This is a genomic window from Pseudomonas sp. JV245A (assembly GCF_032424515.1).
Lineage (GTDB): Bacteria > Pseudomonadota > Gammaproteobacteria > Pseudomonadales > Pseudomonadaceae > Aquipseudomonas > Aquipseudomonas protegens.
On sequence record NZ_VYKE01000189.1, the window covers coordinates 1 to 8,302 of the forward strand.

Sequence of the window (8,302 nt, forward strand, 5' to 3'; positions counted from 1 at the left end):
CCACCGCCCAGTCCCTTGAACTCTGTTTCTGGCGCAAGATCGGCCGCTACGCCTCGCGCATCGGCCGGGCCTTGATCCAGAAAGCCCTATGGCTCTACTACGCCGCGCAACGGCCGCAAACCCCGATCTGGGCCAAGACCACCATCTATGCCGCCCTGGGTTACTTCGTGCTGCCGCTGGACATCATCCCCGACCTGATCCCCGGGGCCGGGTACGTCGATGACCTCGGCCTGTTGACCGGCTCAGTGGTGACAGTGGCCGCCCACATCAACGCCGAGGTCCGTGAACAAGCCAGCGCGCGCCTGGCCGACTGGTTCGGCAGCGAGTCGGAATGAGCCAGAGGTCGGCGCCAGGCTGGGCATTCGACTCACCAAGGCAGTGCAGCGCCCCGGACACCATGGCCGCCCGACTCACCGCGCCTGGGTGTCCAGGGCATAGAACTCCTGCAGCTTGGCCTGCAGCAGTTGCTTGTCCGGCAGTTGGGTCCGGTACTCGGCGATCAGCGCCGGTGACAGGGAACGGTTGAGGGCATATTCCACCACCTCGTCATGCTTGCTGGCACAGAGCAGAACACCCAGGGCCGGATTCTCGTGGGGCTTGCGCACCTGGCGATCCAGGGCCTCCAGGTAGAAGTCCAGTTTGCCCAGATACTCCGGCTCGAAGCGCCCGACCTTGAGCTCAACGGCCACCAGGCAATTCAACCCGCGATGGAACAGCAGCAGGTCCAGGACGAAATCGCGCCCGCCGACCTGCAGCGGATAGCCTGAAGCGACAAAGCAGAAGTCGCGCCCCATCTCGATCAGGAAATCCTTGAGTTGGCGCACCAGCCCCTGATGCAGGTCGGCTTCACCATGCCCCTGGGCCAGGCCGAGAAACTCCACCATGTAGGCATCCTTGAAGACCTTCAGGGCCTCGGGACGGGCCTGCGTCAAGGTTGCCGAGGCATTGGCCGGGCGGGTCAGCGTGCGTTCGAACAGCGCGGATTTGATCTGCCGTTCCAGTTCTCTGCGTGACCATTGTTCCTGGACCGCCAAGCGCAGGTAGAACTCACGTTCACTGGGCCCTTTGCTCTGCCCCATCACCACCAGATGGTGGCTCCAGGACAATTGTCGCACCAGTGGTGCGACTTTCTCGTCAGCACGATAGGCCTCATAAAACTGGCGCATGCGAAACAGGTTTGCCCGGGTAAAACCCCGCAGGCCCGGCTGCTGCCGCGCCAGGTAATCCGCCAATTGCCGGACCACGCCATCACCCCACTCCGCCGCCTCGATCTTGCGGCTGATATAGGCCCCGACCTGCCAATACAGCTCCACCAGTTCAGTATTCACCGCGCGCACTGCCCGCTGCCGCGCGGCGGTGATCATTTGCGCCACTTCGCCAAATGCCACTTCGGTGGAAGAGATCGCCGCTTCAGCCTCTTGCTTCATGACGCACGCCCGTTTGCTGGGAGACAGGCCCCTATCATCCCCTGGCTCGCCATGGGTCTGAAGTCAGGCCCGTCTCTTTGTGGTGAGCGAAATGTCCTTGTTTGAGCGCGGTAAACAGCCCCGTCAGCCGGGCATGCAATTGAAGTCGTGGGTACTGGCTACCTGCTTGCCCTTGGCGTCATACAGGCGCGCCGACACCTCGTTCCCCAGGCTCGACTCCACCAGTGTGTAATGCTCCCCGGCCTTGAAGCCGCCGTAGCTGATGTGGCCGTCGCAGTCTTGCTGGTTGGAGTCGCCGACGTTCTCTTCAAACAGGGTCACGTCCAGGCGGTGAGCACCGGGCTTGACCTGGAAATAGCGACCATCGTCGATCTTCTGCCCGTCCACCCGTTCGGCCATCAGGTCGTTGGGCGCCTCTTCCTGCAGGCCGATCCAGGCCTCGCTGGGATCGGGCCGGGGCATGGGCCCGGCGCAAGCGCCGAGCAGGCACGCGAGGCCCAGGACGGGTATCAGCAGCAGCGGTTTGAGTGTCATGAAAATCTACCTTGGCAATGAAAAAAGAAGCCCTACAGGCAACTGAACGGCCGGCTCTGGGCCACCTGCCGGCCCTGGGCGTCCAGCAGCTCGGCGCTGACGTCCTGGCCCTGGCTGGACTCCACCAGTCGGTAATGGCCCCCCGCCTGGAACCCGGCATAGTCCAGGCGCCCCAGGCAGTCGGGTTGCGCCGAGTTGCCGTTAGCCCCTTGCAGCAAAGCCATCTGCAAGCGGTGCTGGCCGGGGCTGACCTGGAAGTAGCGGCCATCGTTCAGGCGCTTGCCATCGACGCTGTCGGCCAGCAAGTCGTTCGGCGACTCCGGAGCAAGATCGATCCAGGCCTGCTGCGGATCGGCCTTGGGCAGCGGCCCGGCACAGGCCGAAAGCAGGCACACCAGGCCCAGGCCCGGCAGCAGCAACAAGGGTTTGAGGGACATGGACGAAACCTCGCAAATGACAGTAATGAGTGCGGCGCAGGCCCGGAAAAATCCCCTGCGCCGATGGCCACCAAGCTTGTCGAGGCCCCGGTGCGAGAACAAATGAATCCACATGAAAGGAAATACAGGCCTTACCTAAAACTTCCTTCACCTGGCTGAAAGCCGCGTGTTAGGTGGGTCGCTGCAGGCTGCCGAGGTTTGCAACCCCACTCCCTCGGAGGTTTTCGGCATGCTCGGGCTGGTCAAGACCGCACTGCTCAAGCCCTACACGTTCATCGTGCTGGCGATATTCATCTGCATCATCGGGCCCCTGGCGGCCCTGCGTACCCCCACCGACGTGTTCCCGGATATCGGCATCCCGGTGGTGGCGGTGGTCTGGCAGTACAACGGCCTGTCGCCGGACGCCATGGCCGGGCGGGTGATCTACACCTACGAGCGCTCCCTGAGCACCACGGTCAACGACATCGAGCACATCGAGTCGCAGTCGCTGCCGGGCATGGGCATCGTCAAGATCTTCTTCCAGCCCGGGGTCGATATCCGCACCGCCAACGCCCAGGTGACCGCGGTGTCACAAACCGTGCTCAAGCAGATGCCGCCGGGCATCACCCCGCCGCTGATCCTCAACTACAGCGCCTCGACGGTGCCGATCCTGCAGATGGCGTTTTCCAGCCCGACCCTGTCGGAGGCGAAGATCCGCGACCTGGTGCAGAACAACATCCGCCTGCCCCTGAGCGCCCTGCCCGGCCTGGCCATGCCCACCCCCATGGGCGGCAAGCAGCGCCAGATCACCCTCGACCTGGACCCGCAAGCCCTGGCCGCCAAGGGCCTGTCGGCCCAGGACGTGGGCAATGCCCTGGCGGCGCAGAACCAGATCATCCCGGTGGGCACCGCCAAGCTGGGCAGCGATGAATACACGGTGCTGCTGAACAACAGCCCGACCGCCATCGAGGAGCTCAACGACCTGCCGATCAAGACCGTGGACGGCGCGCTGATCACCATCGGCCAGGTGGCCCACGTGCGCGACGGCTCGCCGCCGCAGACCAACATCGTGCGGGTCGACGGACGCCGCGCGGTGCTGATGCCGGCCCTGAAGAACGGCAACATCTCCACCCTGTCGATCGTCGACGGCATCCGCCAGATGCTGCCGCGCATCAATGAGACCCTGCCGCCAGCGCTGAAGACCTCACTGCTGGGGGACGCCTCGGTGTTCGTCAAGCAGTCGGTGGGCAGCGTGGCCCAGGAAGGCATCATCGCCGCCCTGCTGACCAGCGCGATGATCCTGCTGTTCCTCGGCAGCTGGCGCTCCACACTGATCATCGCCGCCTCGATTCCCCTGGCGGTGCTCTCGGCCATTGCCCTGCTGGCGCTCAGCGGCCAGACCCTGAATGTGATGACCCTGGGCGGCCTGGCCCTGGCGGTGGGGATCCTGGTGGACGACGCCACCGTGACCATCGAGAACATCAACTGGCACCTGGAACAGGGCAAGGCGGTGAAGGTGGCGATCCTTGACGGCGCCAAGCAGATCGTCGGCCCGGCCTTCGTCTCGCTGCTGTGCATCTGCATCGTCTTCGTGCCGATGTTCCTGTTGCAGGGCATCGCCGGCTACCTGTTCCGGCCCATGGCCCTGGCGGTGATCTTCGCCATGGCCAGCTCGTTCATCCTCTCGCGGACCCTGGTGCCCACACTGGCCATGTACCTGCTCAAGCCCCATACGCCGGAAGCAGGTCCGGGGCATCACCCGGAAGATGCCTTCATCAACCATCACGAAGGCGAACAGCATGCCAAGCCGCGCAATGCCCTGGTGCGCGGGCTATTGGCCTTTCAACAGGGTTTCGAGGCGCGTTTCTCCAGCGTGCGCGACACCTACCACGGCCTGCTGCACCTGGCCCTGGGCCGGCGCAAGACCTTCATCCTCGGCTTTCTTGCCTGCGTGCTGGCCTCCTTCGCCCTGCTGCCGAGCCTGGGCCAGGACTTCTTCCCCGCCACCGACGCCGGGGCCCTGGCCCTGCACGTGCGGCTGCCCCTGGGCACGCGGATCGAGGAAAGCGCGGCGGCCTTCGACCGCATCGAAGCGCGGATTCGCGAAGTGATTCCGGCCGAGCAACTGGACAGCATCATCGACAACATCGGCATCCCCTTGAGCGGCATCGACATGGCCTACAGCAACAGCGGCACCATCGGCCCCCAGGACGGTGATATCCAGGTCACCCTCAAACCCGGCCACGCCCCCAGCGCCGACTATGTAAAACAGCTGCGTGAAGCCTTGCCGGAAAGCTTCCCCGGCAGCCAGTTCGCCTTCCTGCCGGCAGACATCAGCAGCCAGATCCTCAACTTCGGCGCCCCGGCCCCCCTGGACGTGAAAATCTCCGGGCCCGACGCCGCGGCCAACCGCGCCTACGCCCTGGAACTGCAACGGCGCCTGCAACATGTGCCGGGCATTGCCGACCTGCGCATCCAGCAGTCCACCGGCTACCCGTCCTTGCAGGTCAAGGTCGATCGCCTGCGGGCCAATGGCCTGGGCATCACCGAGCGCGACGTGACCAACAGCATGGTGGCGTCGCTGGCCGGCAGCTCCCAGGTGGCGCCGACCTTCTGGCTCAACCCGAAGAACGGCGTGTCCTATTCCATCGTCGCCGCCACCCCGCAATACCGCCTGGACAGCCTTCCGGCCCTGGAGGCGCTGCCGGTCACCGGCAGCAACGGCCAGTCGCAGATCCTCGGCGGCCTGGCGGACATCTCCCGGGTCGAGAGCCCGGCGGTGGTCAGCCACTACAACATCCAGCCGACCCTGGACCTGTACGCCAACGTGCAGGGCCGCGACCTGGGCGCCGTGGCCCACGACATGCAAAAGGTTCTGGACGACGCTGCGGCCCTGCGACCCAAGGGCGCCACGGTCAGCCTGCACGGACAGATCGACGCCCTGCACGAAGCCTTCAGCGGCCTGAGCCTGGGCCTGCTGGGAGCGGTGGTGCTGATCTACCTGCTGATCGTGGTCAACTTCCAGTCCTGGGTCGATCCGTTCGTGATCATCACCGCGCTGCCGGCAGCCCTGGCCGGGATCGTGTGGATGCTGTTCTTGAGTGGCACCTCGCTGTCGGTGCCGGCGCTGACCGGGGCCATCCTGTGCATGGGGGTGGCCACCGCCAACTCGATCCTGGTGGTGAGTTTTTGCCGCGAGCGCCTGGCGGAACACGGCAATGCCCTCAAGGCCGCGCTGGAAGCCGGCTACACGCGCTTTCGCCCGGTGTGCATGACCGCCCTGGCGATGATCATCGGCATGCTGCCCCTGGCCCTGTCCGAGGAACAGAACGCCCCACTGGGCCGCGCGGTGATCGGCGGGCTGATCCTCGCCACCGTGGCCACCCTGATCTTTGTCCCCGTGGTCTTCAGCCTGGTCCACGGCCGCCGTCCCCAATCCGCTGTTGCTGGAGAAAACACCCATGTCGCCTGATCACACCCCTTCGCGCAAACGCCTGATGCTGCTGGGCATCGGCGGCCTGAGCCTGGCTGCCCTGCTGGTGGCCAGCGGCCTGGCCGCGCGCACCCGGCATGAACGGGCCGTCGTTGCCTGGACCGAAACCGCCGCCGTGCCGCAAGTGCTGGTGTTCCAGCCGCAGCACAACGTGCTGGGCGACACCCTGCGCCTGCCGGCGCACCTGGAAGCCTGGAGCAAGGCGCCGATCCATGCCCGGGTCAGCGGCTACCTCAAGGACTGGACCCAGGACATAGGCACCCACGTGGCCGCCGGGCAGGTACTGGCCCATATCGACAGCCCCGACCTGGACCAGCAAGTGGCCCAGGCCCGGGCGCGGATGACCCAGCAGCAAGCCAATGCCCGGCTGGCCCAGACCACCGCCGAGCGCTGGCAGAACCTCTTGGCCAGCCACTCGGTATCGCGCCAGGAAGCCGATGAAAAGACCTCCAACGCAGCCGCCGCCAAAGCCAATGCCGAGGCGGCCGCCGCCGACTATGCGCGGCTCTCGGCGCTGGAGGACTACAAGACCATTCGTGCGCCGTTCGCCGGCACCCTCACCGCCCGCCACACCGATATCGGCCAGTTGATCAAGGCCGACAACGACAGCGACCCGGAGCTGTTCGACCTGGCGGACACCCACAAACTGCGGCTCTACGTGCCGATTCCGCAGAACTACGCCAGCGTGATCCGCCCCGGCCTGCACGCGCAGTTGACCGTGCCCGAGCACCCTGGCCAGCACTTCAGCGCGCAACTGCTGGGCGATTCCACCGCCATCGACCCACGCTCCGGCACCCTGCTGGCGCAGTTCGTCGCCGCCAACCCGGACGGCGCGCTGATGCCCGGCGACTATGCCGAGGCGACCCTGGCGATTCCCGCCGACACCCACGGCGTGAGCATCCCCGCCAGCGCCCTGATCTTCCGCGCCCAGGGCACCCAGGTGGCGGTGATCGACGGTTCCCGCCACGTGCACCTGCGCAGCATCCATATCGGCCTGGACCTGGGGGAACGGCTGGTGATCGACCAGGGCCTGCAAGCGACCGACCAGGTCATCGACAACCCGCCGGACGCCCTGCGCGAAGGTGATCTGGTGCAACTGGCGGACGCGGGAGGCGAACATGCGCCCAAGGCTTAAGCCCCTCGCCGCCCTGCTGTTGCTGGCCCTGCACGGCTGCTCCCTGGCCCCCCAGTACCAAGTGCCGCCTATCGACCTGCCCGCGCACTATCGCGAACAGAGCGCCGACGGCCCCTGGCACCCGGCCGCCGCGCCCCAGGTGCTCGCCGAACAATGGTGGCGGCTGTACCAGGACCCACAGTTGGATGACCTGCAACAACGCCTGCTCCGAGCCAACCCGGATCTGGCGGCGGCCCTGGCCCACTACGACGCTGCCCAGGCCTACGCCAGCCAACTGCATGCCGGGCTGTTCCCGCAGATCAGCGCCAGCGCCCAACCGCTGCGCCAGCGTCAGTCGGACAGCCGCCCGCTGCGCGGCAGCACCCAGCCTTCGGTATACAACAGCAACACCGCCGGTTTTGCCCTGGGCTTGGACCTCGACCTCTGGGGGCGGATTCGCAATCAAGCGGCTGCCGGAGATGCCCAGGCCCAAGCCTCCGGCGACGACTTGGCAGCGGCGCGCCTGAGCCTGCAAAAACAATTGGCGAGCCTGTATGTGCAACTCAATGGTCTGGACGCCCAGAGCCGCATCCTCAGCCACTCCCTGGAGGATTACGCCCAGGCCCTGCAACTGACCCGCGACCGCTACCAGGGGCAGATCGCCTCGGAACTGGACCTGACCCGGGCCCAGAGCCAACTGGCTAGCGCCGAAGCCGAACTGGACGAAGTGCGCGCCCAACGCAACCTCACCGAACACGCCATCGGCGAACTGGTGGGCGAGCCGGCCAGCCAATTCCACCTGGCGCCCTCTGCGCAACTCTTGAGCCTGCCGAGCATTCCCCAGCAACTGCCCAGCACCCTGCTGCAACGAAGGCCGGACATTGCCGCCGCCGAACGCCGTGTGTACGCCGCCAATGCCGGCATCGGTATCGCCCGCGCCGCCTGGTATCCGGATTTCAGCCTGACCGGCATGCTCGGTGGCCAGACCCAGGGCGTGGGCAACCTGCTGGCGGCGGGCAATCGCTATTGGGCCCTGGGGCCGTTGGTGAACCTGCCGATTTTTGACGGCGGGCGGCTGAGCGCCAATGAGCGCCAGGCCCACGCCGAGTTCGAAGAAGCCGCCGCCCATTACCGTGGGCAAGTGCTGCGGGCGGTGCGCGAGGTGGAGGATAACCTGGGGCAACTGCGGGATTTGCGCCAGGAAGCGCTGGACCAACAGGCGGCGGTGAATGCTGCCGAGCACACGCAGACCTTGGCGATGAACAGCTATCAGGCCGGAGCAGTGAGTTATCTGGATGTGGTGACGGCGCAGACCGCA

At 66.1% G+C, this 8,302-nt stretch carries 7 protein-coding genes; 4 read left to right on the plus strand and 3 right to left on the minus strand.

Going from position 1 to position 8,302, the window contains the following annotated elements:
- Positions 1-335 (plus strand): YkvA family protein (locus tag F6S12_RS28100; protein WP_315869572.1); only part of this gene is annotated, 335 nt, incomplete at its 5' end.
- A 75-nt stretch (positions 336-410) separates the two neighbouring features.
- On the opposite strand, the gene F6S12_RS28105 is transcribed toward F6S12_RS28100, so the two are convergent.
- The 3 genes from F6S12_RS28105 to F6S12_RS28115 all read right to left on the minus strand — a co-directional run bounded on the left by F6S12_RS28105 (position 411) and on the right by F6S12_RS28115 (position 2,398).
- Complete coding sequence (locus tag F6S12_RS28105; RefSeq protein WP_315869573.1) at positions 411-1,427, minus strand: YhcG family protein; 1,017 nt, start codon at positions 1,425-1,427, stop codon at positions 411-413.
- 123 nt (positions 1,428-1,550) lie between these two features.
- Complete coding sequence (locus F6S12_RS28110; RefSeq protein WP_015635291.1) at positions 1,551-1,961, minus strand: hypothetical protein; 411 nt, start codon at positions 1,959-1,961, stop codon at positions 1,551-1,553.
- A gap of 32 nt (positions 1,962-1,993) precedes the next feature.
- The gene (locus tag F6S12_RS28115; protein WP_053157911.1) at positions 1,994-2,398 is read right to left on the minus strand and encodes a hypothetical protein; all 405 of its coding nucleotides are present in this window, start codon (positions 2,396-2,398) and stop codon (positions 1,994-1,996) included.
- A 229-nt stretch (positions 2,399-2,627) separates the two neighbouring features.
- Here F6S12_RS28115 and F6S12_RS28120 point away from each other — a divergent pair, with 229 nt between their 5' ends.
- The 3 genes from F6S12_RS28120 to F6S12_RS28130 form a co-directional block, all read left to right on the plus strand.
- Entirely contained in the window at positions 2,628-5,849 is a 3,222-nt protein-coding gene (locus F6S12_RS28120; RefSeq protein WP_315869574.1) for an efflux RND transporter permease subunit, read from the plus strand.
- Complete coding sequence (locus tag F6S12_RS28125; protein WP_315869575.1) at positions 5,839-7,005, plus strand: efflux RND transporter periplasmic adaptor subunit; 1,167 nt, start codon at positions 5,839-5,841, stop codon at positions 7,003-7,005. Before F6S12_RS28120 ends, F6S12_RS28125 begins: the two co-directional genes overlap by 11 nt.
- Positions 6,989-8,302 (plus strand): efflux transporter outer membrane subunit (locus tag F6S12_RS28130; protein WP_315869576.1); only part of this gene is annotated, 1,314 nt, incomplete at its 3' end. The genes F6S12_RS28125 and F6S12_RS28130, both read left to right, overlap by 17 nt.